The 25720-nt window shown below is 66.6% G+C and carries 17 protein-coding genes and 4 pseudogenes; 13 read left to right on the top strand and 8 right to left on the bottom strand.

Annotated features, from left to right (window positions below; all coding sequences use genetic code 11):
• The 4 genes and pseudogenes from BN972_RS25125 to BN972_RS25115 form a co-directional block, all read left to right on the top strand.
• Nucleotides 1-475, top strand: a pseudogene (locus tag BN972_RS25125) (hypothetical protein); the annotation flags it as partial.
• Between the two features lie 32 nt (nt 476-507).
• Nucleotides 508-750, top strand: a pseudogene (locus tag BN972_RS30665) (DNA-formamidopyrimidine glycosylase family protein); the annotation flags it as partial.
• A gap of 132 nt (nt 751-882) precedes the next feature.
• A complete protein-coding gene (locus BN972_RS30660) occupies nt 883-1371 on the top strand; it encodes a zinc finger domain-containing protein (protein ID WP_390176241.1) in 489 nt (162 codons plus the stop codon).
• 16 nt (nt 1372-1387) lie between these two features.
• On the top strand, nt 1388-2137 hold the full coding sequence (locus tag BN972_RS25115) for an SDR family oxidoreductase (RefSeq protein WP_036364413.1): 750 nt from the start codon (nt 1388-1390) through the stop codon (nt 2135-2137).
• Between the two features lie 24 nt (nt 2138-2161).
• Here BN972_RS25115 and BN972_RS25110 read toward each other — a convergent pair whose 3' ends face one another.
• The 4 genes from BN972_RS25110 to BN972_RS25095 all read right to left on the bottom strand — a co-directional run bounded on the left by BN972_RS25110 (nt 2162) and on the right by BN972_RS25095 (nt 8534).
• Complete coding sequence (locus BN972_RS25110) at nt 2162-5248, bottom strand: ATP-binding protein (protein ID WP_315968812.1); 3087 nt, start codon at nt 5246-5248, stop codon at nt 2162-2164.
• A gap of 152 nt (nt 5249-5400) precedes the next feature.
• On the bottom strand, nt 5401-7059 hold the full coding sequence (gene pgi, locus BN972_RS25105) for a glucose-6-phosphate isomerase (RefSeq protein WP_036364407.1): 1659 nt from the start codon (nt 7057-7059) through the stop codon (nt 5401-5403).
• A gap of 129 nt (nt 7060-7188) precedes the next feature.
• Nucleotides 7189-8163: an esterase family protein gene (locus tag BN972_RS25100; protein ID WP_036364404.1), complete on the bottom strand. Its 975-nt coding sequence runs from the start codon at nt 8161-8163 to the stop codon at nt 7189-7191.
• A 62-nt stretch (nt 8164-8225) separates the two neighbouring features.
• Nucleotides 8226-8534: a chorismate mutase gene (locus BN972_RS25095; RefSeq protein ID WP_080697192.1), complete on the bottom strand. Its 309-nt coding sequence runs from the start codon at nt 8532-8534 to the stop codon at nt 8226-8228.
• A 275-nt stretch (nt 8535-8809) separates the two neighbouring features.
• On the opposite strand from BN972_RS25095, the gene BN972_RS25090 reads away from it, so the two are divergent.
• Nucleotides 8810-10819 (top strand): PPE family protein, encoded by a 2010-nt coding sequence (locus tag BN972_RS25090; RefSeq protein ID WP_036364398.1) that lies wholly within the window; start codon nt 8810-8812, stop codon nt 10817-10819.
• Between the two features lie 57 nt (nt 10820-10876).
• Entirely contained in the window at nt 10877-13213 is a 2337-nt protein-coding gene (gene pcrA, locus BN972_RS25085; protein ID WP_036364395.1) for a DNA helicase PcrA, read from the top strand.
• A 17-nt stretch (nt 13214-13230) separates the two neighbouring features.
• On the opposite strand, the gene BN972_RS25080 is transcribed toward pcrA, so the two are convergent.
• The gene (locus BN972_RS25080) at nt 13231-13803 is read right to left on the bottom strand and encodes a hypothetical protein (RefSeq protein WP_036364392.1); all 573 of its coding nucleotides are present in this window, start codon (nt 13801-13803) and stop codon (nt 13231-13233) included.
• Between the two features lie 3 nt (nt 13804-13806).
• On the bottom strand, nt 13807-14826 hold the full coding sequence (locus tag BN972_RS25075) for a M23 family metallopeptidase (RefSeq protein WP_390176237.1): 1020 nt from the start codon (nt 14824-14826) through the stop codon (nt 13807-13809).
• Between the two features lie 313 nt (nt 14827-15139).
• Here BN972_RS25075 and sucC point away from each other — a divergent pair.
• Both sucC and sucD read left to right on the top strand, forming a co-directional pair.
• Nucleotides 15140-16302 (top strand): annotated as a pseudogene (gene sucC, locus BN972_RS25070) (ADP-forming succinate--CoA ligase subunit beta).
• A gap of 18 nt (nt 16303-16320) precedes the next feature.
• Nucleotides 16321-17223, top strand: a complete 903-nt coding sequence (gene sucD / locus BN972_RS25065) for a succinate--CoA ligase subunit alpha (protein ID WP_036364389.1) — start codon at nt 16321-16323, stop codon at nt 17221-17223.
• Nucleotides 17224-17360: 137 nt separating this feature from the next.
• On the opposite strand, the pseudogene BN972_RS31050 reads toward sucD, so the two are convergent.
• Nucleotides 17361-18442: pseudogene (locus tag BN972_RS31050) on the bottom strand (PE family protein); the annotation flags it as partial.
• A 135-nt stretch (nt 18443-18577) separates the two neighbouring features.
• Between BN972_RS31050 and BN972_RS25050 the strand changes: the two are divergent.
• The gene (locus tag BN972_RS25050; protein ID WP_036364386.1) at nt 18578-20101 is read left to right on the top strand and encodes an acetyl-CoA acetyltransferase; all 1524 of its coding nucleotides are present in this window, start codon (nt 18578-18580) and stop codon (nt 20099-20101) included.
• On the opposite strand, the gene BN972_RS25045 is transcribed toward BN972_RS25050, so the two are convergent.
• Nucleotides 20098-20946, bottom strand: a complete 849-nt coding sequence (locus BN972_RS25045; RefSeq protein ID WP_036364381.1) for an LLM class F420-dependent oxidoreductase — start codon at nt 20944-20946, stop codon at nt 20098-20100. The genes BN972_RS25050 and BN972_RS25045 overlap by 4 nt on opposite strands.
• A 191-nt stretch (nt 20947-21137) precedes the next feature.
• Between BN972_RS25045 and BN972_RS25040 the strand changes: the two genes are divergently transcribed.
• From BN972_RS25040 to purH, 4 genes are read left to right on the top strand one after another with little or no spacing between them, the layout of a single operon-like run.
• Complete coding sequence (locus tag BN972_RS25040; protein WP_036364379.1) at nt 21138-22034, top strand: DUF5336 domain-containing protein; 897 nt, start codon at nt 21138-21140, stop codon at nt 22032-22034.
• A gap of 39 nt (nt 22035-22073) precedes the next feature.
• The gene (locus tag BN972_RS25035) at nt 22074-23393 is read left to right on the top strand and encodes a cell division protein PerM (protein WP_080697187.1); all 1320 of its coding nucleotides are present in this window, start codon (nt 22074-22076) and stop codon (nt 23391-23393) included.
• Between the two features lie 57 nt (nt 23394-23450).
• On the top strand, nt 23451-24092 hold the full coding sequence (purN, locus tag BN972_RS25030) for a phosphoribosylglycinamide formyltransferase (protein ID WP_036364376.1): 642 nt from the start codon (nt 23451-23453) through the stop codon (nt 24090-24092).
• Nucleotides 24089-25654, top strand: a complete 1566-nt coding sequence (gene purH, locus BN972_RS25025) for a bifunctional phosphoribosylaminoimidazolecarboxamide formyltransferase/IMP cyclohydrolase (RefSeq protein WP_036364374.1) — start codon at nt 24089-24091, stop codon at nt 25652-25654. The genes purN and purH overlap by 4 nt, the downstream gene beginning before the upstream one ends.
• Nucleotides 25655-25720: the final 66 nt, after the last annotated feature.

Raw genomic sequence — 25720 nt, 5'->3', positions numbered from 1 at the left:
CGGCAGTGCGGGTGCGGCTCAGTTGCTGCCCGGCTTGCGCTACGCCGGCTTCGGTGCAGCAGGTGACTCCACGCACGCAGGCGTCCTGCCGGGTGCCGCCGTCGGGGTCCCCGTGGACGGCGTGGGTGAGACTGCGGGCCTCGGTGCCGTCAGCCCGCTCGTGTTCGGTCAGGGCGCTGCCAACGGGCTGAGCAGCAGTGCCGCCCCAGCGGCCGCCGCGGCCAGTCCCAGCGCCGCGGGCGAGGGCAATCAGGCCGAGAGCGCCAGCGGTATCGCCGTGCACAGCGGTTGGCTGGGCGGCGAGGCCACCGAGCACTCCGCGTTGCTGGGCCAGAGTGCACCGGCCCCGGCCGACCAGTTCGCCAGCGGCGAGGGGAGCTTCTACTCCCGCGGTGGCGGGCAGGGCGGTTTCCTCGGCGGTGGTGAGCAACTGGGTTCCGCTACCCCGGCTGAAGGCGCTCCCGGAGGGGCCTGACGCTTCGGCGCCGCAACCGGCAAACTGGACAGGTGCCTGAACTCCCCGAGATCGAAGCGCTGGCCGACCACTTGCGCCGACATGCCGTCGGTCTGACGGTTGGTCGCGTCGACGTCGCCGCCCTGTCGGTGCTCAAGACCTTCGATCCGCCGATCAACGCACTGCACGGCCAGACCGTGGCCCAGGCCGGCCGCTGGGGCAAGTACCTCGGGCTGCAGGCCGGCGGGCTATGGCTGATCACCCACCTCTCGCGGGCGGGCTGGTTGCGCTGGTCGGACAAACTGGCCGCGGCGCCGCTGCGACCCGGCAAGGGGCCCATCGCGCTGCGCGTCCATCTCGGGACGCCGGGGGAGGCGCCCGGTTTCGATCTCACGGAGGCCGGCACCCAGAAGCGGTTGGCCGTCTGGTTGGTCACCGACCCGCAGCAGGTACCTCAGATCGCCGCGCTGGGGCCCGACGCGCTGGAACTTGGGCCCGACGACCTGGCCCGCGTGCTGGCCGGCAATACCGGGCGGATCAAGACCGTCATCACCGACCAGAAAGTGATCGCCGGCATCGGCAACGCCTACAGCGACGAGATCCTGCACGTCGCCCGGCTCTCCCCGTTCGCTACCGCCGCCAAACTGACCGACGAGCAACTCACCACGCTGCACGACGCGATGATCTCCGTTCTCACCGACGCGGTGAGCAGATCGGTCGGCCAGGGTGCGGCCATGCTGAAGGGGGAGAAGCGCTCCGGACTGCGGGTGCATGCCCGCACTGGGTTGCCCTGCCCGGTCTGCGGAGACACGGTGCGGGAAGTGTCGTTCGCCGACAAGTCATTTCAGTACTGCCCGACGTGCCAGACCGGCGGCAAGGTGCTGGCCGACCGGCGCATGTCCCGGCTGCTCAAGTAGCCGATATGCTGCCTGGGTGACTCGCCAGAAAATCCTCATCACCGGAGCCAGTTCCGGGCTGGGTGCCGGAATGGCCCGCGCCTTCGCTGCCAAGGGGCGCGACCTGGCGTTGTGCGCCCGCCGCACCGACCGCCTGGATGAACTCAAAGCTGAACTCTCGCAACAGTATCCGAGCATCAAGATCGCTGTCGCGGCGCTGGATGTCAACGACCACGACCAGGTGCCGAAGGTGTTCGCCGAGCTGAGCGACGTGCTCGGCGGCATCGACCGCGTCATCGTCAACGCCGGCATCGGCAAGGGTGCCAAACTGGGGTCGGGCAAGTTGTGGGCGAACAAGGCGACGCTGGAGACCAACCTGATCGCCGCGCTGGCGCAGATTGAGACCGCGCTGGAGATGTTCAACAAGAGCGGGTCCGGGCATCTGGTGCTGATCTCCTCGGTGCTGGGCAACAAGGGCGTGCCCGGCGTGAAGGCCGCCTATGCCGCCAGCAAAGCCGGCCTCAGTTCGCTGGGCGAATCGCTGCGTGCCGAGTACGCCAAAGGCCCGGTCAAAGTGACGGTGATCGAGCCCGGTTACATCGAGTCGGAGATGACCGCCAAGTCGAACAGCACAATGCTGATGGTGGACAACGAAACCGGTGTCAAGGCGCTCGTCGACGCCATCGAGCGGGAGCCGGGTCGCGCTGCGGTGCCGTGGTGGCCGTGGGCGCCGCTGGTGCAGCTGATGCGGGTGCTGCCGCCGCCCTTGACGAAGCGGTTCGCCTAGCTGCTCGCGCAACTAACTCGCGCGTCACGGCATGGCCGCGGCCCAAGCGATGTGCCCCTGAAAACTCAATGCCGTCGCCATGGCGCGGTAGCGATCCCGAAGCTGGATGTACGCGGGCGCATCACCACGCGCCCGGGCGAGCAGCGCGCGCATCCGCACCAGCTGGATCTCCCGCGATACCAAACCCTGGTCGCCCGGCGCGGCCGCCATCCTGTCGATCGCCTCGACGGCTTCGGCAATGGAACGGTCAGTGCCACCGGCCAACAGCGTCTGCACCAACGCACTGGTAGCCGCGCCGCAATGCCCGAACTGGCCGGCACCGAACATTTCGTCGACCGCCGCACGCAACCGCGGTAGGGCGGATTCGCGATCACCGCGCCTGGCGAGTTCCCATGCTGCCCAGACATTGGCGACGGGGCGGTCCGAGGGATAGTACTTGTCGTGCTCGCACATTTCGCAGACATCCCTCAACACATCGAGGCCGCGTTGCCGGTCTTGCAGGGAATCCCGATGCACCAATGCAATGCCCTCGGTCAGCCTGGCCAGGCCCAGCGCCCGGTCGTCACTTGAGCGCTCCGCGTTGCGTAGCGCCTCGCCGATCTCCTGCAGGGCAAGGTCGTCCGCCAGCAGGATTCCATTGGGTATCGCCCCGAGGTACTTGTACGTGACCACCATGGCGTGCGACCACGGTTCAGTTCCGCGCGACGTTGCAACGCCGTCCTCCAAGTCTTTTCGCCAGCCGCTGTGGCCCAAGGCCCATCGAGCGGTGCCGCGCGTCGCCAGCGCCACCGCCAAAGGCGAACCGACGATGGCGTTTCCGCGGGCGGGATCGCCTTGGGCCAGTTCGACGACGTTCTGCGACCACGCCAGCACCAGGCGCATCTCCGCGGACTGGATCTTGGTGGCGATCGCTCCTAGCGACAACCCAATCGTGAGCGTCGGATCGCCTATCGATTCGATCATCGCCATGTGTTCGGAGGCTAGGCCGGATGCCGTGTGTACCCGGCCGTAGACGAAGTGCTCCATGATCAACCCCGCCATGCCGATAGCCAAGGACGCCTTGTCCCCGGCGGCCGAGCACAATTCCCGCAGTTCCGCGAAGTAGGGCTCGATCTCGAGGTGGGCACGAAATCCATTAGCACAAAGCAATTTACGTGGCGCGATGCGCATCGAGATACGGTCCGGGGCGTCATCGGGCACAGCATCGGCAATCCGGCGCGCGCGTTCCCAGCTGCGACACGCCGCGGCCTTGTCGCGAGTGGTGGCCCATTCGCCGGCACGTAGGTGCCAGACATAGGCTTCGCCGAGGTCCCCGGCAGCCTGAAGATGCTCGGCGATCAATGCGGAGTTCTCGCCGATCAATCCGGACATCCTCCTCTCGACCGCGGCGGCCAGCCGCCGGTGCATGCCGACACGGTCGGATTTGAGCTGCGACTCGTACGCGACGGTACGGATCATCGGGTGACGGAACGCATATTCCTCGGTTGTCCCCGAGTCAACCCGCTCGATAAGTTCGGCGTCGAGCAGACTGCGCGGGACCGCGTCGACGTCCAGCGAGGTGAGCAGGTCGGCGCTGAAGCGCGAGCCAATTACGGCCGCGGCCCGTAACACCCGTTTTGCCCACGGTTCGAGTCGGTCGATGCGGGCTGCGATCGTGGCCTGCAGGGTGGCGGGCACCCTGACGTCACCGACATCCGCGCGGCAGGTGTAAGCCCCTGGGTTGCCGCGGAGCACACCGCGTTCGGCCAAATCCCGCACCATTTCTTCGGCGAAGAACGGGTTGCCGGCCGCCCGTGCTCCGATTGTCTTCGTCAGCGCGGCAACCGTCGGGTCGCATCCGAGAAGCTCCCCAAGCAGGGTAGCGGATTCTGTATCACTCAGCGGCGCAAGGCCAATCGTCTTGGCCTCGGTGACATATGCTAGCTCGCCACGATACTCAGGACGGCAGGTGATAAGCACCAACGTGGGCGTCTGCGGGATGACCGTGAGGAATTCGCCCAGCATTGATTCGCTGGCTTCGTCGACCCAGTGCGCGTCCTCGATGACCCAGGTCACCGGGTTCCGACGCGCGCGGGAGGCGGCAATCACCAGTGCGGTCAAACGCCGACGGCGCGCATCCGGGGCAATATCGGGCAGGGTGGTGGAGGAATCTCGGATGCCTAGCAAATCTTCAAGTAAGGCAAGGTCTTCCGGATCGGCATCGGCGTAGCGGTCGCGTAGCCGAGCGCGGTCGGCTTCGGCATCGACACCCGACAAATGAGCCTCCGCCCGTAATAGGCGGGCCACGACATGGAACGGCATCTGGATGGTGTGTGATTCGCAGAACGCGCTGACGACTTCGACGCCCCGGTCAACTGCCAGCGCACAGATTTCATGCACCAGACGGCTCTTGCCGATCCCGGCGGAGCCCACCAGGACTGCTACCGCGCCGTTGCCGCTCACAGCCCGATTCAGCAGTTCCTCGCCGGCGGACATCTCTTCCCGCCGGCCGACGAGATTCGGCTTAGCCGGTCCCGCTGTCTGATTCCGTTCCCCCAAGCCCATCAATCTTCGAGCAGATACCGGTTGATCATTTCCCTTGATGCGGACGAGTTCCGGCTCGCCCAACACTGCCGCGTGCTCGACCAGTCTGGCCGTTGCCTCGCTGAGCATTACCCCGCCGGGCGGCGCGACCGATTCCATCCGCTGCGCCATCCCAACCTGCTCACCGACGGCGGTGTAACCCAAGCCACCCGAACCGATTTCACCGGCAACGACTTGTCCCGAATTCAATCCGACGCGGAGTCGCAGATCCACGGCATCGCGGTGTTGAATCTCCGGGGCCAATTTGACCGCCTCATTCTGGAGCTCCAGGGCCGCCAGGCAAGCGCGAACCGCATGGTCCTCCAATGCCACCGGAGCGCCGAACACCGCCATAATCCCGTCGCCGGTGAACTTGTCGACCGTGCCGCCGTACCGCCTGACCACTGCGGCGCAGCGCGCCACAAGATCGGCCATGATCTCACGCAACCGCTCCGCACCGACCGCCGCCGCAATGTCCATCGAGTGCACTACGTCCGCGAACAAGACGGTGACCTGCTTGTACTCTGCGCGAACGCCTTCGGCGCTCACTGGCGCGCCGCATCCGTGACAGAACCGCGCACGTTCGAGAGTCTCCGTGCCACACGCCGGGCACGCCGCGATAGTCGTCATTCGCGGCGCTGCCGATTATCGACAGTAGCGGGCACCTACAAAGGATAGGCGGTCGGATTTTAAAGGGACCACTAACTGGCGCGGCCGCGCTCGGCTCGGTAGCGGCGCACCAGCGCGTCGGTCGAGCTGTCCGACTGCTTCTCGGGCGCACCGTCGCTGGTGATCACCGGCAGCAGCGCCTTGGCTTGCGTCTTGCCCAACTCCACGCCCCACTGGTCGAACGAGTCGATGCCCCAGATCACACCCTCGGTGAACACCTGATGCTCGTAGAGCGCCACCAACTGGCCCAGCACCGACGGTGTCAGCCGAGTCGCCAGAATCGATGTGGTGGGCCGGTTTCCGGGCATCACCTTGTGTGGCACCACGTCGGCGGGGGTGCCTTCGTCGGCGATCTCCTCGGCGGTCTTACCGAACGCCAGCACCTGGGTCTGTGCGAAGAAGTTGCTCATCAACAGGTCGTGCATGCTGCCGGTGCCTTCGGCGGTGGGCAGGTCGTCGAGGGGCTGACTGAACGCGATGAAGTCCGCCGGCACCAGACGCGTCCCCTGGTGCAAGAGCTGGTAGAAAGCGTGCTGACCGTTGGTTCCCGGCTCGCCCCAATAGATTTCACCGGTGTCGGTGGTCACCGGTGTGCCGTCGGCACGGGTCGACTTGCCGTTGGATTCCATGGTGAGCTGCTGCAGGTAGGCGGCAAACCGGGCCAGATCATTCGAGTACGGCAGCACGGCCCGCGATTGCGCGTCAAAGAAATCGGAATACCACAAGCCGATAAGCCCAAGCAGCGCAGGGGCATTGGACTCCAAGGGGGCCGTCCTGAAGTGCTCGTCGATGATGTGAAACCCGGACAGGAAGTCGGCGAAGGCTTCCCGGCCGATGACGGCCATCACGGACAGCCCGATCGCCGAGTCCACCGAGTAGCGGCCACCGACCCAATCCCAGAAGCCGAACATGTTGTCGGTGTTGATGCCGAACTCGTCGACCAACCGCTTGTTGGTGGAGACCGCAACGAAGTGCTTCGCCACCGCGGCGTCGCCGAGCGCATCGGTGAGCCAACGGCGCGCGGCCGTCGCGTTGGTCAGCGTCTCCAGCGTGGAGAACGTCTTGGACGCGACAATGAAAAGCGTTGTGGCGGGCTCTAAATCGGCAAGTGTTGCCACGAGGTCGGCCGGATCCACGTTGGAGACGAAGCGCGCCGAGATGCCCGCGTCGGCGTAGTGGCGCAACGCCTGGTAAACCATCACCGGGCCCAGGTCCGAGCCGCCAATGCCGATGTTGACGACCGTCTTGATCCGTTCCCCGGTGGCCCCCTTCCAGTCGCCGCTGCGCAGCTTGTCGGTGAAATCGCCCATCGCGTCCAGCACCTCGTGGACGTCGCGCACCACGTTCTGGCCGTCCACGATCAGGTCGGCGTCGCGCGGCAACCGCAGCGCGGTGTGCAGCACCGCGCGGTCCTCGGAAGTGTTGATGTGCGCGCCGGCGAACATCTGGTCGCGGTGCTCTTCCAGGTTGGCCGCCCGCGCCAGGTCGATCAGCAGTCGTACTGTCTCGCGGGTGATGCGGTGCTTGCTGTAGTCGATGTAGAGGTCGCCGACGGTCAGGGTGAGTTCGCGGCCGCGATCCGGATCGTCGGCGAAGAGCTGCCGTAGGTGGGTTTCCCCGATCTGGTCATGGTGCCGGCGCAGCGCGTCCCACGCCGGCGTGGCGGTGATGTCTGATGTCTCAGAGGTCATGGTTCGACCCTAGTGCGGGGACGGGGTGCCGGTCAGCGTCCGAGTCTCGCCGGCATTCGTCGAGGCTGAAAATCTGCAGGTGTCCACTCGCACTTCCGCTGCGATTTTTCAGTTTCGGGGGCGGGCGGTTCAGGGCAACGCCGTGGCGCCGAGCACCTGCTGCAGATCCGGCAGCATCGCCTGCAACTGTTCGCCCCAGTACGACCAGGTGTGGGTGCCGTTGGCCGGGAAATTGAACACCCCGTTGCGCCCGCCCGCGGCCTGGTACCTGGCCTGAAACACCTTGTTGCTGATGCGCGTTGCGCTTTCCAGGAGGCTGGCGTCCAGCTTGGTGTCGGCGTCCGACTTGCCGCCGTCGCCGGTGTAGACCCAGATGCGGGTGTTGTTTGCCACCAGCTTCGCCACATTGACCGTGGGGTCGTTGCTGGCCCACGCCGGGTCGCCGGGCGGTCCCCACATGGCCTCGGAGCGGAAGCCGCCCGCCCCCAGTTGCGCGGCGCTGACTAAGGACGGCCAGTTGCCGGCGGACAAGTTGAGAAACCCAGACATCGAGGCCGCGTAGACGAAGTTCTGTGGATGCTTGGCCGCCAGGATCAGGGACGCCGAACCCGCCATGGACGCACCCACCACAGCGTTGCCGGAGGCGCTGACGGCCTTGTTGGTCGCCAGCCACTGAGGCAGCTCCTGGGCCAGGAACGTGTCCCATTTGTAGGTCCACGTCCCGCCGTTGCCGACGGCCGGCCGGTACCAGTCGCAGTAAAAGCTCGCCATTCCACCGGTCGGCATCACTACGGACAGGCCGGTCGGGGCCAACCAGTCGAATACCGGCAAATGGATGTCCCAGCCGTTGAAGTCGTCGCGGGCCAACATCCCGTCGAGCAAATACACGGCGTGGGGGCCGCCGGCCTGAAATTCGACTTTGATCTGTCGGTGCATAGCTGCGGACGGGACCATCAGGTACTCGACCGGCTGACCCTGCCGCGACCAAGCCGACGAGGTCGCCGAGCTGTTAGACAAGCCACCCAGCAGGGCCAGCAACGCTGCGGTCAACAGAAGCATCAACCGGCGCAGCGGCGAAATCCCAGCTGTTAATGCCGTCACCATTTCCGGCGAAATTTACCCCAGCAAAGCAGGTGACGGTTGAATGTAACGGCAACAGTAACCGTTTAGTGGCCGAGTCGTCCTCGGCCCAGGCGCAATAGCAGCATCGCCAGATCTTTGCCGTCGGGTCCTAGCTCGCTGTAGCGCTCGATCACCTTCATCTCCCGGCTGTGCACCAGCCGGGTTCCGCCCGAGGCCATCCGGACTTTGCCGATCGCCTGGGATACTTCCGCGCGCCGCTTGACCGCCGCCAGGATCTCGGCATCGAGACGGTCGATCTCCTGGCGCAATTCGTCAATGCCGAGTTGTTCGGTATCGATGGTGTTCATCTCTGCTATCTCCGCGTTCTCGTGAGGTGGGGGGTCTGGTCTCATCCGGGTTTAGGCCTCACACAAGAAACGAGCCCCGAATCCGGAAGCGGACCACGGGGCTCTGCGAAGGCAGCTAGACCACGGGCACCGCTGGCGGGTACCCGTAGAAAAATCGGCGCTGCCTGTTGAGCACGAGACGAGTGTGCCACCAACTGGCGTGCGTGCGCAAAAACGCGCGTCAAGAACATTCGAAGAAATGGCCGATGTGATTCCGCACGAGGTCGTAGGCTCTCTACTCGCTGTCCGGGGCCAATCGAACAGTTCAGAAAGGACTGTTGATGAATTTCATGGTATTGCCGCCAGAAGTCAACTCGCTGCTGATGTTCAGCGGCGCCGGGTCAGCCCCCATGCTGGCGGCAGCCACCGCCTGGGAGGGGCTGGCCGAGGAGCTGGGCGCGGCGGCATCGTCATTCGGCTCGGTGACCGCGAACCTGGTCGGTCAGGCCTGGCAGGGTCCGGCGTCCGCGGCGATGTCGGCCGCCGCGGCGCCGTATGCGGATTGGCTCGCCGCGGCGGCTACGGAGGCCGCGGGCGCGGCCGGGCATGCCCGGACGGTGGCAGGCGTGTTCGAAGCGGCGCGGGCGGCAACAATAGAGCCGATCGCGGTGGCGGCCAACCGATCTCAGATAGTGCGCCTGGTGTTGTCGAACCTGTTCGGCCAGAACGCGCCGGCAATCGCCGCCGCGGAGGCCGCCTACGAACAGATGTGGGCTCAAGACGTTGCGGCGATGTTCGGCTATTACGCCGGCGCTTCGGCGGTGGCGGAGGCGCTCGCGCCCTGGCAGCAGTTGCTGCAGAACATCCCCGGAAGCGGCCTGCTGTCGACGCTGAGCAACATTGGTGCGGCCAACCTTGGTCTGGGCAACATCGGCAGCCTGAACCTCGGCAGCGGTAACACCGGCAACGTCAACCTGGGCGGCGGTAACAAGGGCAACCTCAATATCGGCAGCGGCAACCTCAACGGGATCCTGAACTTCGGTGACGGGAACACCGGCAGCTTCAACCTCGGCAGCGGCAACACCGGGACCCGAAACCTCGGTGGCGGCAACCGGGGCAACGGCAACATCGGCTTCGGCAACTCGCAGGCCACCGCGGGCGGCAATATCGGCAGCGGAAACAGCGGCAGCGGCAACGTCGGCAACGGCAATACCGGCAACCTCAACGTCGGCAGCGGAAACCTGGGTACCGGCAACTACGGTTTCGGCAACCGGGGTAGCGCGAACCTGGGTAACGGCAACCTCGGCAACACCAACGTCGGCATCGGCAACAAGGGCAACTTCAACATAGGTTTTGGCAACTTCGGCAGCAACAACTTGGGCTTCGGGAACACCGGCAATAACAACTTCGGCATCGGCCTCACCGGCGACAATCAGTTCGGCATCAACCTCAACGGCCTCAACGGCGGCGTCGGCAATGTCGGATTGTTCAACTCGGGCAACAACAACGTCGGATTCTTCAATTCCGGGGACGGGAACTGGGGTATCGGCAACTCGGGCAACGTCAATACCGGGTTCGCCAACACCGGGAACACCAATACGGGCTTCTGGAACTCGGGCAACATCAACACCGGTTTCGCCAACACCACCAGCACCAATGTGGGATTCGGCAACTCCGGCAACGGCAATCTCGGGTTCTGGAACGCCGGCAGCAACAACATGGGCGTCGGCAACGGCGGCGGCCAGGCGGTAGGTGCCTTCAATTCCGGCACCACCGGCACCGTGGGCTTCGGGAACTCCGGTGCCAGCAGCGTGGGCTATGGCAACTCGGGGGTGGGCAACACCGGATTCTGGAATGCTGGCAACACCAACACCGGATTCTGGAATTCGGGAAACATCAACACCGGCGTCGGCAACGCGGGATTTGTGAACACCGGTTTTGGCAGCGCAACCAGCACAGGACTTTCCAGTTCAGGTTTCGGCAATACCGGTTCCGGGACGTCGGGCTTCAACAACCACGGAAACAACACATCGGGATTCGAGAACAACGGCAACAACAGCGAAGGCTACGGAAACATCGGCAACAACCAGACCGGCTTCCAGAATACGAAGTCGAATAACACCGGCTTCTTCAATTCCGGTGTCAACAGCATCGGCATCTCCAACACGGCCAACTTCTCCGTCGGCTACGCCAACGGCGGGGTCACCGGCAATGTCGGCTTCATGAACTCCGGCTCGGACAACTCCGGTTTCGGCCACACCGGTGTGCGTAACTCGGGCTTCACCAGCTCGGGCACCGACAACTCGGGCTCGAACCACGCGGGTGTGAAGCAGTCCGGCTTCGACCAATAACGCCGTCATAGGCTGCGCCGTCGGGCTGTCGGCCGGCGGCGGTAAGTTTGGAACGACATGAGTGTGCACGCGACCGAAGCCGAGTCCTCCCATCCATCCGCGGTAGACGAACTGCTCGCGGGCCTCAATCCGCAACAGCGCCAGGCGGTGGTGCATCAGGGTTCGCCGCTGCTGATCGTCGCCGGGGCGGGTTCGGGCAAGACGGCGGTGCTGACCCGGCGCATCGCCTACCTGATTGCCGAGCGCGGGGTCGGGGTGGGTCAGATCCTGGCTATCACCTTCACCAACAAGGCCGCGGCCGAGATGCGGGAACGCGTCGTGAACCTGGTCGGTCCGCGCGCGCGGTACATGTGGGTGTCAACGTTTCACTCCTCGTGCGTGCGGATCCTGCGCAACCAGGCATCCCTGATCGAGGGGCTGAACTCCAACTTCTCGATCTACGACGCTGACGACTCCCGCCGCCTGCTGCAGATGATCGGCCGAGACATGGGCCTGGACATCAAGCGGTACTCGCCGCGACTGCTGGCCAACGCGATATCCAACCTGAAGAACGAACTGATCGACCCGCACCAGGCGGTGTCCAATCTGACCGACGAATCCGATGACCTCGCCCGCACCGTTGCCTCGGTCTACGGCGAATACCAGCGCCGGCTGCGGGCGGCCAACGCATTGGACTTCGACGACCTCATTGGCGAGACCGTCGCGGTGCTGCAAACCTTCCCGGATATCGCGCAGTACTACCGGCGCCGGTTCCGCCACGTGCTGGTCGACGAGTACCAGGACACCAACCATGCCCAGTACGTGCTGGTGCGGGAACTGGTCGGGCACGGCGGTGATAACACGGCGGACGACGTGCCGCCCGCCGAGCTGTGCGTGGTCGGCGACGCCGACCAGTCGATCTATGCTTTCCGCGGCGCCACCATCCGCAATATCGAAGACTTCGAGCGCGACTACCCGGACGCCAGAACTATTCTGCTGGAACAGAATTACCGCTCGACGCAGAACATCCTGTCGGCGGCCAACTCGGTGATCGCCCGCAACTCCGGACGCCGGGAGAAGCGGTTGTGGACCGATGCCGGTGAGGGTGAGTTGATCGTCGGCTACGTCGCCGACAACGAACACGACGAGGCCAGGTTTGTGGCCGAGGAGATCGACGCGCTGGCCGATCGGGGCGAGATCACCTACAACGACGTCGCGGTCTTCTACCGCACCAACAACTCGTCGCGGTCACTGGAGGAAGTCTTCATCCGTGCCGGCATTCCCTACAAAGTTGTTGGGGGAGTGCGCTTTTACGAACGCAAGGAAATCCGAGACATCGTCGCCTACCTGCGGGTGCTGGACAACCCGGGCGACGCGGTCAGCATGCGACGCATCCTCAACACGCCGCGCCGCGGTATCGGCGATCGAGCCGAGGCGTGTGTGGCGGTGTACGCCGAGAACACCGGTGCCAGCTTCGCCGACGCCTTGCAGGCCGGGGCCGAGGGCAAGGTCCCGATGCTCAACACCCGGGCCGAGAAGGCGATTGCGGGCTTCGTCGAATTGCTGGACGAGCTGCGTGGGCACCTCGACGACGATCTCGGCGAACTGGTCGAAGCGGTGCTGGAACGCACCGGCTACCGCAGGGAATTGGAATCCTCTACCGACCCGCAGGAGCTGGCGCGGCTGGACAACCTCAACGAACTCGTCAGCGTCGCCCACGAATTCAGCATCGACCTGGCGAACGCGGAGGCCCTGGCGGCCGAGACCAACGCCGACAACGAGGACGTACCCGACACCGGGGTGCTGGCGGCATTCCTGGAACGGGTGTCGCTGGTCGCCGACACCGACGAGATCCCGGAGCACGGCTCGGGTCTGGTGACGCTGATGACCCTGCACACCGCCAAAGGGCTGGAGTTTCCGGTGGTCTTCGTGACCGGTTGGGAGGACGGCATGTTCCCGCACATGCGCGCCCTCGACGACCCGGTCGAGCTCTCCGAGGAACGGCGACTGGCCTACGTCGGGATCACCCGGGCCCGGCAGCGGCTGTACGTCAGCCGGGCCATCGTCCGGTCATCGTGGGGTCAGCCCATGCTGAACCCCGAATCCCGTTTCCTGCGCGAGATTCCGCAGCAGCTCATCGACTGGCGGCGTACCGCCCCCAAGCCGTCGTTCAGCGCGCCGGTGAGCGGCGCCGGGCGGTTCGGAACCCCACGCGCGGCGCCCACGCGTTCGGGAGCCGCCAAGCGTCCACTCATCGTGCTGGAGCCTGGTGACCGGGTGACGCATGACAAGTACGGCCTGGGCCGCGTCGAGGAAGTATCCGGCGTCGGCGAATCGGCGATGTCGTTGATCGACTTCGGCAGCGCCGGGCGGGTGAAGCTGATGCACAACCACGCACCGATCAGCAAGCTCTGACGCCAAGCGGCACAAGCCTATTCGACCCAGCGCCGGGTCTCGTTCAGCATCGCCAGCACGCCGCTAGCGACCGGCAACAGCGGCAGCAGGTGTACCAGCCACGCCACCCGCGCGCCCGCGATGAACACGCCGAGGTAGGTCAGCAGCGCCACCACCGCCCCCGCCACCAGCAGGTAACGCCCGACCGGACGGCGCAGCAGCAGCAGGATGACACCCGAGACGGTGGTGATCGCGAAGACCAACGCCAGGAATCCGACTGCGATGCAGAACAATCGGTCCGTCTGCCACCAGCCGGCTATCAGATCGGTGGCCACCACCGACGTCGCCCAGCCGCTGACGATGCTTACCGCGCTGGCCGCCACCGCGGTACGGGCCCGAGTCGGCGGCGGCAGCACTGTGGGCAGTGACGGCGTCCGGCCAGACGGCAAGGACGGTGCCCGCCGGATGATTTGAGTGGGCTGCGCGGAATCCGGGATCGGCGGCAGCGGCGCCGTCGGCGCACGCCGGATGATTCGGGTGCGGGGTTCGCCCGGTGATTCGCCGGGCTCGGGCGGATTCTCGCGCGGACCGGGATCGCTGGGCGCGGTCACCGGTCAGCCGGCGTAGTTGCCGACGGAGAGTCCCCGCTTGGCCAGCCACGGCACCGGGTCGATCCGCTCACTGCCACCCAGCAGCACCTCGAAGTGCAGGTGTGGGCCGGTGGAGAAGCCCCGATTGCCCATGGTCGCGATCTGATCGCCCGCCATCACGCGTTCGCCGACGCTGACCAGCGTGCTGTTGACGTGCCCGTAGAGCGTGACGGTGCCGTCGGCGTGGCGCAGCTTCACCCACATGCCATAGCCCGCGGTCGGACCGGCGTCGATGACGACCCCGTCTGACACCGCGTAGATCGGCGTGCCGATCGAGTTGGCCAGGTCGATGCCGGCGTGCAGGACACCCCAGCGGTAGCCGAAGTTAGAAGTGAAGATGCCTTTGGTCGGCATGACGTACAGCGGCTGCTGCAGCCGCGCCTCGCGCTGGGCGCGCTCCTGTGCGTAGGCGTTGCCCCGGGCGAGTTCTTCGTTGTGCAAGGCGGCGTTGGCGGGCGCAGCGGCGATCACCTGAACGCCCCGCGAGACATTGCTGCCGGATCCGCCCGACATGTTCGACGCGTTCGCGGTCAACACCGTCTCGATCTTGGCGGTGTCGGACTGGCTGAGCGCGGTGTGCGTCGCCGCAGCGGCCGCACCGGCGGCCATCGCCCCGATCAGCAGGCGTCCTTTGGCCGCGCTGGTGGGCTCCTTGCGGTGACTTCCGCCGCGGCGCGGCACCGGCATGACGTCGGTCGTCTCAAGACCGGATTCGGTCTCGATGACCACCCGCGGGAGCACTTCGGTGACTGGGGCAGCCAGCCACAGCGGGATCAACTCGTCGACGTCGTTGAGGTCGTCAAGCTCCGGTGCATGCAGTAGCTGCTCGTCGAGATTGAACTCGGACTCGCCGAAGTCCAGCTCGTCAAGATCGGACAACTCGAGGTCGTCGAACTCGTCGAAGCCGTCCAGCGGAATGATCTCGGTGACTTCGTTGCGGTGATGCTGTAGCCAGCGATCCCGGTGCGCGCGCGGGGTAGCCACGCTGGTAGAGCGGGTAATTCGGTGCTGGGACAAGCTGAAATGTCCTCGTATCGTGACCATAACGTTATCTGGACCTTGAGAAGGTATCCGCAAAGGTATGGGGCTGGCAACCTCAGCGCAAAATGCGGCCGCTTTTGTGACTTGGGTCACGTCATCGCGTGCCGTCGCCTCGGGTGACGTGCACCACAGCGATGGGATGCGGCGACAAAGGTCGTTCGGGGTGTCGATACAGTTCCTCCGTGCGAGTTGCCGAATGCGGCACCGCCACCCTAATTGGCCTAGTAGACAAGCCGAGCAAAGGCAGTGACGCCCCATGGATCTGTTCGAGTACCAAGCCAAGGAACTGTTCGCCAAACACGGCGTACCCGGCACGCAAGGCCGGGTGACCGACACCGCTGAAGGCGCGAAAGCCATCGCGGAGGAAGTCGGCGCGCCCGTCATGGTGAAGGCGCAGGTCAAGACCGGTGGGCGCGGCAAGGCCGGCGGCGTGAAGTACGCCGCGACTCCCGAAGAGGCCTACGAGCACGCCAAGAACATCCTCGGGCTGGACATCAAGGGCCACATCGTGAAGAAGTTGTTGGTCGCCGAGGCCAGCGACATCGCCGAGGAGTATTACCTCTCCTTCCTGCTCGACCGGGCCAATCGCACCTACCTGGCCATGTGCTCGGTCGAAGGCGGCATGGAGATCGAGGAGGTGGCCGCGACCAAGCCGGATCGGCTGGCCAAGGTCCCGGTGGATGCGGTCCAGGGCGTGGACCGGGCGTTCGCGCGCTCCATCGCCGAGCAGGGTCACCTTCCTGCCGACGTGCTGGATGCCGCAGCGGTCACCATCGAGAAGTTGTGGGGAGTATTCGTCGGCGAAGACGCCACCCTGGTCGAGGTCAACCCGTTGGTCCGCACTCCGGACGACAGGATCCTGGCCTTGGACGGCAAGGTCACCCTCGACGCGAACGCCGACTTCCGCCAGCCCGGCCACGTCGAGTTCGAGGACCGCGCGGCCACCGACCCGCTGGAGCTCAAGGCCAAGGAGCACGACCTCAACTACGTCAAGCTGGACGGCCAGGTCGGGATCATCGGCAACGGCGCCGGCTTGGTCATGTCGACGCTGGACGTCGTCGCCTACGCCGGCGAGAAGCACGGCGGGGTAAAGCCGGCCAACTTCCTCGACATCGGCGGTGGGGCTTCGGCCGAGGTGATGGCTGCGGGCCTGGATGTGGTGCTCGGCGACGCGCAGGTGAAGAGCGTGTTCGTCAACGTGTTCGGCGGGATCACCTCCTGCGACGCGGTGGCCACCGGAATCGTCAAGGCTCTCGAGATCCTGGGCGACGAGGCCAACAAGCCGTTGGTGGTGCGCCTGGACGGCAACAACGTCGAGGAGGGCCGGCGCATCCTGGCCGAGGCAAACATCCGCTGGTGACCCTGGTCGCGACGATGGACGACGCCGCCGACAAAGCGGCCGAGCTGGCGAGCGCCTGAGAAAGGACGACGACCCAAATGGCTATCTTCCTGACAAAAGACAACAAGGTTGTCGTCCAGGGCATCACCGGCGCGGAGGCCACCAAGCACACCGCCCGGATGCTTGCGGCGGGCACCCAGATCGTCGGCGGGGTCAACGCCCGAAAGGCCGGCACCACCGTCGCGCACAAGAACGCTGACGGGGAGCCCGTCGAGTTGCCGGTGTTCGGCAGCGTCGTGGAAGCCATCGAGAAGACCGGCGCCGACGTGTCGATCATCTTCGTGCCGCCGGTGTTCGCCAAGGACGCGATTATCGAGGCGATCGACGCCGAGATTCCGCTGCTGGTGGTGATCACCGAGGGAATTCCGGTGCAGGACAGCGCTTATGCATGGGCCTACAACGTCGACAAAGGGCAGAAGACCCGCATCATCGGACCGAACTGCCCCGGCATCATCAGCCCCGGTCAGTCGCTGGTCGGCATCACCCCGGCCAACATCAGCGGTCCCGGCCCGGTGGGTCTGGTTTCCAAGTCCGGCACACTGACCTACCAGATGATGTACGAGTTGCGCGATTTCGGGTTCACCACCTCGATCGGTATCGGCGGCGACCCGGTGATCGGCACCACCCACATCGACGCCATAGAAGCGTTCGAGAAGGACCCCGACACCAAACTGATCGTGATGATCGGCGAAATCGGCGGTGACGCCGAGGAGCGGGCGGCCGACTTCATCAAGGCGAATGTGACCAAGCCGGTCGTCGGCTACGTCGCGGGGTTCACCGCGCCGGAAGGCAAGACGATGGGGCACGCGGGCGCGATCGTGTCCGGGTCGTCGGGCACCGCGGCGGCCAAGAAGGATGCGTTGGAAGCGGCAGGCGTAAAGGTGGGCAAGACCCCGTCCGAGACGGCCGCGCTGGCCCGGGAGATCCTCAAGACCCTCTAGCGCTGTAGGGCTGTAGCGCTGTAGCGCTGTAGCGCTGCGTCTGGTCGCGCACCCTAAGGTGACACCCCCGGCTTGCCGTTCGGGCCGACCAGGAAGTACGCACCGAACCCGCCGGGTGCACCGATGCCCGGGATAGCCCCGATGCCGCCGTTGCCGCCGTCGCCCCCGATGCCGAAGAAGTACCCGCCGTAGCCGCCCTGCGCGCCATTGCCGCCGACGGCGAGGTTGGCCGCTCCGCCGGCGCCGCCATTGCCGCCGACGCCGAACAACTGGCCTGCGCCGCTGCCGCCCTGGCCGCCCTGACCACCGATGTTGGCGTTGCCGACCGCTGCCCCTCCGGTACCGCCGTCGGCGCCGGTCGAGATCAGGTTGAACAAAATGTTGCCGCTGCCGCCGGTCCCGCCGACACCGGCGATGCCATTACTGAACACCAGGGAATCGCCGCCGGCTCCGCCGACGCCGCCCAGTCCATAGAGCAGGCCGAGGCCGTCGCCGCCGTAGCCACCCCAGCCGGCAACGAAGCCATTCCCGCCGGCACCCCGGCGCCGCCGTTGCCCCATAGGAACCCGCCGCTGCCACCCCATCCGCCGTCTCCGGCGACGCCATTGGGACTGGCTCCGCCGACCCCGCCGGCGCCGCCGTGGCCGAACAGGCCGACGGCGTTACCGCCAGCGCCACCCAGGCCGACGAGGCCGGCGCCGTTGGCGGCCCCGCCGGCTCCGCCCCGGCCACCGTTGCCGAACAGGAACCCGCCGTCCCCACCGAACCCGCCGTTCTGGCCGGCGCCGCCGGAACCGCCGGCGCCGCCGTTGCCCCACAGCAGGCCGCCGTTCTGGCCGTTGGAGCCTGTGCCGTCGACGCCGTTGGCGCCGTCGCCGATCAGCGGACGGCCCAGGAACCGTTCGAACGGGTCATTGATCGCCGCCAGCAGCGAGTCGTTGGTGGCCTCGGCGGTGGCATAGGAATTCGCACCGGCGGTCAACAGCTGAACGAACTGCTGGTGGAAACCGGCGATGTGAGCACTCAGCGATTGGTAGGTCTGCCCGTGGGTGCCGAACACGGTTGCGATCGCAGCGGATACCTCGTCGGCGGCCGCCGCCAGCAATGCGGACGTGGGCGATGCCGCCGCCGCATTGGCCGCACTGACCAGCGCACCGACGTCCGCCAGATCCGACGCGGCCGCGCTGATGAACTCGGGCACCGCGATCACGTGGGACATCTCCGACCTCCAACCGTTGCGGCGACCTCCCGCGGGTCACCGGACGGCAGAACGGTATTGCCGCAACGGCGTCTACCGATCCCAACTTCACCCCGCCTGCAAACAGAGCGCACGGCTGCGGTAGATAGTTGAGCTATGAAACTGGATCCGCGGACGCCCGTCGTCGTCGGCGTCGGGCAGGCCGCCGAGCGCATCGCCGATCCGGATTACCGGGCGATGTCACCCGTCGAGTTGGCCGCCGCCGCCGCGCAGGCGGCTCTTGACGACAGCGGCGGTATCGGGGTGGCAGGTGCCGTCGATACCATCGCGGCGCTGCGGCAGTTCGAGATCTCCGGGCCGGTGGCCAACGCACCGCTGGGACGATCCAACAACTACCCGCGGTCGGTGGCCAAGCGGATCGGCGCGGAGCCGGGCCGGGCGATCCTGGAAATCGTCGGCGGTCAGGGTCCGCAGCACCTGATCACCGAGCTGGCCGGCGAGATCGCGGCAGGCCGCTCGGAGGTGGCGCTGATCTTCGGCTCCGATGCGACGTCTACGCTGCGTCATTTCGCCCAGGCCACCGATAGACCCGACTTCACCGAGAACATCGAAGGCGACCTCGAAGACCGCGGCCAGGGCATCGACTATCTGGTGTCCCGGAATACCGTGATTCACGGTCTTATCGATGCGCCGACTCAGTACGCATTGCTGGAAAATGCGCGGCGTGCCGGGACTGGGTTGGGGCCGGCCGAGTATCTGCGCCGCATGGGCGAGCTGTTCGCGCCGTTCAGCAAGGTCGCCGCAAACAACCCGTTCGCCGCCGCCCCGGTCGAGCGCACCGTCGACGAGCTGATCACCGTCACCGAGCGCAACCGGATGATCTCGGACCCGTACCCGCGGTTGATGGTCGCCCGCGACCAGGTGAACCAGGGCGCGGCGGCGTTGCTGATGTCGATCGCCGCGGCGCGCCGGCTGGGCGTACCGCAAGAGAGATGGGTGTACCTGCGCGGCCACGCCGACCTGCAAGAGCAGGACTTGCTGGAACGTCCCGACCTCGGGCATGCGCCGTCGGCCGTGCTGGCGGCGCGCGAGGCGCTGGATGTGGCGGGGATCGGCGTCGACGACGTCACCACCTTCGACCTGTACAGCTGCTTCCCGGTGCCGGTGTTCAACATCTGCGACGGACTGTCGATCGCGCCCGATGATCCGCGTGGTCTCACCCTCACCGGCGGCCTACCGTTCTTCGGCGGTGCCGGCAACAACTACTCGATGCACGCCGTCGCCGAGACTGTCGCCCGGATGCGCAGTGCGCCGGGGGAATTCGGCCTCGTCGGCGCCAACGGCGGCATCCTGAGCAAGTACTCGGTCGGCGTGTATTCGACCGAACCCGCGCCGTGGCGATCCGACCGCAGCGCGCAGTTGCAGGAGCAGGTCGACGGCGGCCCCACCGTGCCGGTCACCGAACACCCCGACGGCCCCGGCACCATCGAGACCTACACCGTGCGCCGGGACGACGGACGCCGCACCGGAATCATCATCGGGCGCCTGGACTCTGACGGCAGCCGCTTCATCGCAACCACCGAGGACGACGGATTGATCGCCCGCCTCACCGACGAGGACCCGCTAGGTACCGCGGTGAAGGTGCGGTCCTTCGACTACGGCAACCGCTGCTCGCCCTAGACGAAGGTGGCCAGCTTGCCGGCCAGCCGCTCCACGTAGGACGCGACTTTGTCTTCGTCGCTGTCGGGCATGCCGAACAGCACTTCGGTCACGCCGAGCTCCGCCCAGCGCGCCAGCTTGTCGGCGTCCGGCTTGAAGTCCAGGGCCACGATCTGCGGCGCGCCGTCACGTCCCGCCGCGGCCCAGGTGTCCTGCAACAGCTTGACGGGCTCGTCGATGTCGAAGTCGCGGGGAGTGGTGATCCAGCCGTCGGCGCTGCGCGCGATCCACTTGAAGTTCTTCTCGGTGCCCGCCGCGCCGACCAGCACAGGAATGTGAGATTGCACCGGTTTGGGCCAGGCCCAGCTGGGCCCGAACTTGACGAACTCGCCGTCGTATTCCGCTTCCTCCTGGGTCCATAGCGCCCGCATCGCTTCGAGGTACTCGCGCAACATGGTGCGACGGCGGCCGGCCGGCACGTTGTGGTCGGCGAGTTCGTCGGTGTTCCAGCCGAAGCCGACGCCGAGGCTGACCCGCCCGCCGGAAAGGTGGTCCAGGGTCGCAATACTTTTCGCCAGGGTGATCGGGTCGTGCTCGACGGGCAGCGCCACCGCGGTGGACAGCCGGACGCGGGTAGTCACCGCGCAGGCGGCGCCCAGACTGACCCAGGGATCGAGGGTGCGCATATAACGGTCGTCAGGCAGTGAGGCGTCGCCCGTGGTCGGGTGCGCCGCTTCGCGCTTGATCGGGATGTGCGTGTGTTCGGGGACGTAAAACGTCTGGAAACCGTGGTCGTCGGCAAGCTTGGCGGCCGCCGCCGGAGAGATGCCGCGGTCGCTGGTGAACAGCACGAGTCCGTAGTCCATGCCTCAATTTAGAACGTGTTCTACTTTTGCGCGCGAGCGGCCCCGCTGTGACGCCACCCGAGCGGCTCAGCGTGGCCCCGAGCGGTGGCGGGCCTTTGTTCCGGAAGGTGCGCTAGCGTGGTTGGTCGAATGGCGTCGCACGATTGGCGCCGCCCCACGCAATGCGGCCACCGGAAGCAACAGGAGGAGTCATGACCTACTCACCCGGTACTCCCGGATATCAACAATCGCAGCCGCCAGGGTCCTACGGCGCCGCGAACACTCCCGCGCCAGCGCAGGCCGAACCGGGTGAGAGCAAGCTGGGGGCGTACCTGACGATCGCGGTGGCGACGCTGGGTCTGCTCGCCTACTTCTTCAGTTTCGGTCCGATCTTCAACAACGGCAACGATCTCGGCGGCGCCAGCGGTGAGTTGTCCGGTGAATTCGGATTGGCGGTGCTGGTGGCCGTCCTGGCAGCACTGCTTGCCGGGGTGAGTCTGCTGCCCAAAGCCAAGAGTTACGTGACGATCGTCGCGGTGCTCTCGGTGCTGGCCGTGTTGCTCGTCATCTCCGCGACGTTCAACAAGCCGAACACGTACTCGACCGGTTGGGCGCTGTGGATCGTGCTGGTGCTGATCGTTTTCGAGGCAGTCGCAGCGGTCGCCGCGCTGCTGCTGGACGCGGGCGTGATCACCGCCCCGACGCCGCGGCCCAAGTACGACCCGTTCGGTGGTTACGGACAGTACGGACAGTACGGCCAGTACGGGGGACAACCGGGCGGCTACTACGGTCAGCCGGGTGCACAGCAGCCCGCGCAGAACCCCGCCGGCTACGGCCAGCAGTACGGCGGCGGCTACCCGTCGAGCCCCAACCCGCAGTCCGGCGGGTTCGCGGCCCAGCAGCCGGCGCAGTCGCCCCCTCCGCAACAGCAGCAGGGACCGACACACACCCCGCCCACCGGGTTTCCGAGCTTCAGCCCGCCGCCGCCGGTCAGCGCCGGTTCTGGATCCCAGGCGGGCCAGGCTCCGGTCAATTACTCACAGCCCGCGGAAGGACAACAGTCCTACGGACAGGGCCAGCAGTCGTCGCCTGGTTCGGCGCCGGTCTAAACGGGCGCTCTCGCGCCTGGTCAGGCTCCTGCGCGAAGAGTGAACAGGGTGTCGGCAAGAAGCGAGGACAACCAGTCCGCGGGCGCTCGGCAGGCGCGTGACCTCGTCCGGGTGGCGTTCGCGCCCGCGGTGGTGGCGCTGGTCGTCATTGCAGCTGTAACGCTGCTGGAGCTGTTGATCGCCAACAGCGACATGACCGGCGCCTTGGGCGCCATTGCGAGCATGTGGCTCGGTGTCCACCAGGTGCCCGTATCGATTGGCGGCCGCGAGCTCGGCGTCATGCCGCTGCTCCCGGTCCTGCTGATGGTGTGGGCCACCGCGCGCGCCACGTCGCGGGCAACGTCCCCGTACTCGTCGTGGCTGGTGGTGCGCTGGGTCATCGCGTCGTCGCTGGGCGGGCCGTTGTTGATGACGGCGATCGCACTGGCGGTGATTCACGACGCGTCGTCGGTGCTGACCGAACTGCAGACGCCCAGCGCCCTGCGGGCTTTCACGAGCGTGCTGGTGGTGCATGCGATCGGCGCCGCGATCGGGGTGTGGTCGCGGGTGGGCCGACGCGCGCTGGCCGCCTCCCCGCTGCCCAACTGGCTGGGCGACTCGCTACGCGCGGCCACCGCCGGGGTGTTGGCATTGGTGGGTCTGTCGGGTTTGGTGACGGCCGGGTCGCTGGTTGTGCACTGGGCGACGATGCAGGACCTGTACGGCATCACCGAGTCCATCTGGGGGCAATTCAACCTGACCGTGCTGTCGGTGCTGTACACGCCCAACGTCATCGTCGGTGCGTCGGCGGTGGCAGTCGGCTCGAGCGCGCACATCGGCTTCGCGACGTTCAGCTCGTTCACGGTGTTCGGCGGTGATGTGCCGGCGTTGCCGATCCTGGCCGCCGCGCCGACGCCGCCGCTGGGTCCGGTGTGGGTGGCCCTGCTGATCATCGGCGCGGCTTCCGGTGTCGCGGTCGGGCAACAATGCGCCCGGCGTGCGCTGCCATTGTTCGCGGCGGTGGCCAAGCTGCTCGTGGCCGGAGTCGTGGGTGCGTCGGCGATGACGCTGCTGGGCTATGGCGGTGGCGGCAGACTGGGAAACTTCGGAGACGTCGGCGTCGATAAGGGCGCGCTGTTCCTGGGTGTGCTGTTCTGGTTCACGGTTGTCGGTGCGGTCACGGTGGTGATGGCCGGCGGGATTCGGCGTCGACCCCGGCGACGTCGACCGAAGCCCGTACCCGTGAATGCCGAAGAACCCGTCCTGGGGGTTTTCGACGACGACATCCAGCCCGACGAATCCTCGGACGACCCGGAAGAAGAGACGCCGGGTGTCGAACCGGAGCCCGAGGAGGCTTCGAGCGATGAGCGGCAGGAGTGACTTCTCCGGCCGGGTCTGACGCGCGGCCGGCGCCGCTGCACCATTAGGCTTCCGCGTGTGCAGGAACCGCTCCGGGTACCCCCAAGTGCACCGGCGCGACTGGTGGTCCTGGCGTCCGGGACCGGTTCACTGCTGAACTCCCTGCTTGCGGCGGCCGTCGGCGACTACCCGGCGCGGGTGGTGGCCGTCGGCGTGGATCGCGACTGCCGCGCCACCGAGATCGCCGCGCGGGCAGGCATCCCGGCCTACAAAGTCAGCGTCGGCGACCATCCCACCCGGGACGCCTGGGACGCCGCCATCACCGCCGCCACCGCCGCACACAAGCCCGATCTGGTGGTGTCCGCGGGATTCATGAGAATCCTTGGCCCGCAATTTCTTTCACGCTTCATCGGACGCACCGTCAACACGCATCCGGCGCTGTTGCCGGCCTTCCCCGGTGCGCACGGCGTGCGCGACGCGCTGGCGTACGGGGTGAAAGTCACCGGCTGTACGGTGCACCTGGTGGATGCCGGTGTCGACACCGGTCCGATACTGGCCCAGCAACCCGTCGAAGTGCTCGACGGCGACGACGAAGACTCTTTGCATGAACGCATCAAGGTTGTGGAACGGCAACTGCTGGTGAAAGTGGTGGCCGCCATCGCAACCGGCGGAGTGACGGTGATCGAGCGAAAGGCGACCGTGGGGATGGACACAGCATGAGCATCGATAAGAAGCCGATCCGCCGCGCATTGATCAGCGTGTACGACAAGACTGGGCTGGTCGAGCTGGCGCAGGGGCTCGCAGCGGCCGGTGTCGAGATCGTCTCGACCGGCTCGACGGCGAAGACCATTGCCGACAAAGCGATTCCGGTGACCCGGGTCGAGGAGCTGACCGGCTTTCCCGAGGTGCTCGACGGCCGCGTCAAGACCCTGCACCCCAAGGTGCACGCCGGGCTGTTGGCCGACCTTCGCAAGCCCGCGCATGAGGCAGCCCTGGAAGAGCTCGGCGTCAAGGCCTTCGAACTCGTCGTCGTCAACCTCTACCCGTTCAGCCAAACCGTCGAATCCGGCGCCGGCGTCGACGAGTGCGTCGAGCAGATCGACATCGGCGGGCCCTCCATGGTGCGCGCTGCCGCCAAGAATCACCCGAGCGTCGCCGTGGTGGTCGACCCGCGCGGCTATGACGGGGTGCTGGCCGCGGTGCGTACCGGCGGATTTACCCTCGCCGAGCGCAAAAAGCTGGCGTCGCTGGCCTTTGCGCACACCGCCGAATACGACATCGCCGTCGCCGCCTGGATGCAGGAGACCCTGGCGCCCGACGACCCGCCGCAGCAGTTTCCGCATTTCTTCGCCCGCAACTGGCGCCGCCAGGCGACCCTGCGCTACGGCGAGAACCCGCACCAGCAGGCCGCGCTCTACGCCGATCCCGCCGCCTGGCCGGGTCTGGCGCAGGCCGAGCAGCTGCACGGAAAAGAGATGTCCTACAACAACTTCACCGATGCGGACGCGGCCTGGCGCGCCGCCTTCGACCACGAGCAGACCTGCGTCGCGATCATCAAGCACGCCAACCCGTGTGGCATCGCGATCTCCGACGTCTCGGTAGCCGACGCACACCGCAAAGCCCACGAATGCGACCCGCTCAGCGCCTTCGGCGGCGTGATCGCTGCCAACACCGAAGTCAGCGTCGAAATGGCCGAGTACGTCAGCACGATTTTCACCGAGGTGATCGTCGCGCCGGCGTACGAGCCCGGCGCCGTCGAGCTACTGACCCGCAAGAAGAACATCCGGGTGCTGGTGGCCTCCGAACCTCTCGTGGGCGGGCACGAGTTGCGGCCGATCAGCGGCGGACTGCTCATCCAGCAGCGCGACCAGCTCGACGCGCAGGGCGATAACCCGAACAACTGGACCCTGGCCACCGGTGATCCCGCCGACCCGGCCACCCTGACCGATCTTGTCTTCGCCTGGCGCGCATGCCGCGCGGTCAAGTCCAATGCGATCGTCATCGTCTCCGGCGGCGCCACCATCGGCGTCGGCATGGGGCAGGTCAACCGGGTCGACGCGGCCCGGCTCGCCGTCGAGAGAGGTGGCGAGCGCGTGCGCGGCGCGGTAGGCGCCTCCGACGCGTTCTTCCCGTTCCCGGACGGGCTGGAGACCCTGACCGCAGCCGGGGTCAAGGCGATCGTGCACCCCGGCGGTTCGGTACGCGACGACGAGGTGACGGCCGCGGCCACCAAGGCGGGGATAACGTTGTACCTCACCGGGGCACGCCACTTCGCCCACTGACCGGCACCCGCCCGGCCCGTGACCGGCACCGCCCGGCCCTGACGGCTCAGCCGAGAGTGAAATCCA

It is taken from the genome of Mycobacterium asiaticum DSM 44297 (assembly GCF_000613245.1).
GTDB lineage: Bacteria > Actinomycetota > Actinomycetes > Mycobacteriales > Mycobacteriaceae > Mycobacterium > Mycobacterium asiaticum.
This window is presented reverse-complemented; position numbering and strand designations above follow the sequence as displayed.

Bases quoted from the DNA above. Each gene is read 5' to 3' on its own strand.
- BN972_RS25095 (WP_080697192.1), bottom strand. From the start codon at position 8,534: ATGAGACCAGACCCCCCACCTCACGAGAACGCGGAGATAGCAGAGATG.
- BN972_RS25100 (WP_036364404.1), bottom strand. From the start codon at position 8,163: ATGGTGACGGCATTAACAGCTGGGATTTCGCCGCTGCGCCGGTTGATG.
- BN972_RS25090 (WP_036364398.1), top strand. From the start codon at position 8,810: ATGAATTTCATGGTATTGCCGCCAGAAGTCAACTCGCTGCTGATGTTC.
- pcrA (WP_036364395.1), top strand. From the start codon at position 10,877: ATGAGTGTGCACGCGACCGAAGCCGAGTCCTCCCATCCATCCGCGGTA.
- BN972_RS25050 (WP_036364386.1), top strand. From the start codon at position 18,578: ATGAAACTGGATCCGCGGACGCCCGTCGTCGTCGGCGTCGGGCAGGCC.
- purH (WP_036364374.1), top strand. From the start codon at position 24,089: ATGAGCATCGATAAGAAGCCGATCCGCCGCGCATTGATCAGCGTGTAC.
- BN972_RS25045 (WP_036364381.1), bottom strand. From the start codon at position 20,946: ATGGACTACGGACTCGTGCTGTTCACCAGCGACCGCGGCATCTCTCCG.
- pgi (WP_036364407.1), bottom strand. From the start codon at position 7,059: ATGACCTCTGAGACATCAGACATCACCGCCACGCCGGCGTGGGACGCG.
- BN972_RS25040 (WP_036364379.1), top strand. From the start codon at position 21,138: ATGACCTACTCACCCGGTACTCCCGGATATCAACAATCGCAGCCGCCA.
- sucD (WP_036364389.1), top strand. From the start codon at position 16,321: ATGGCTATCTTCCTGACAAAAGACAACAAGGTTGTCGTCCAGGGCATC.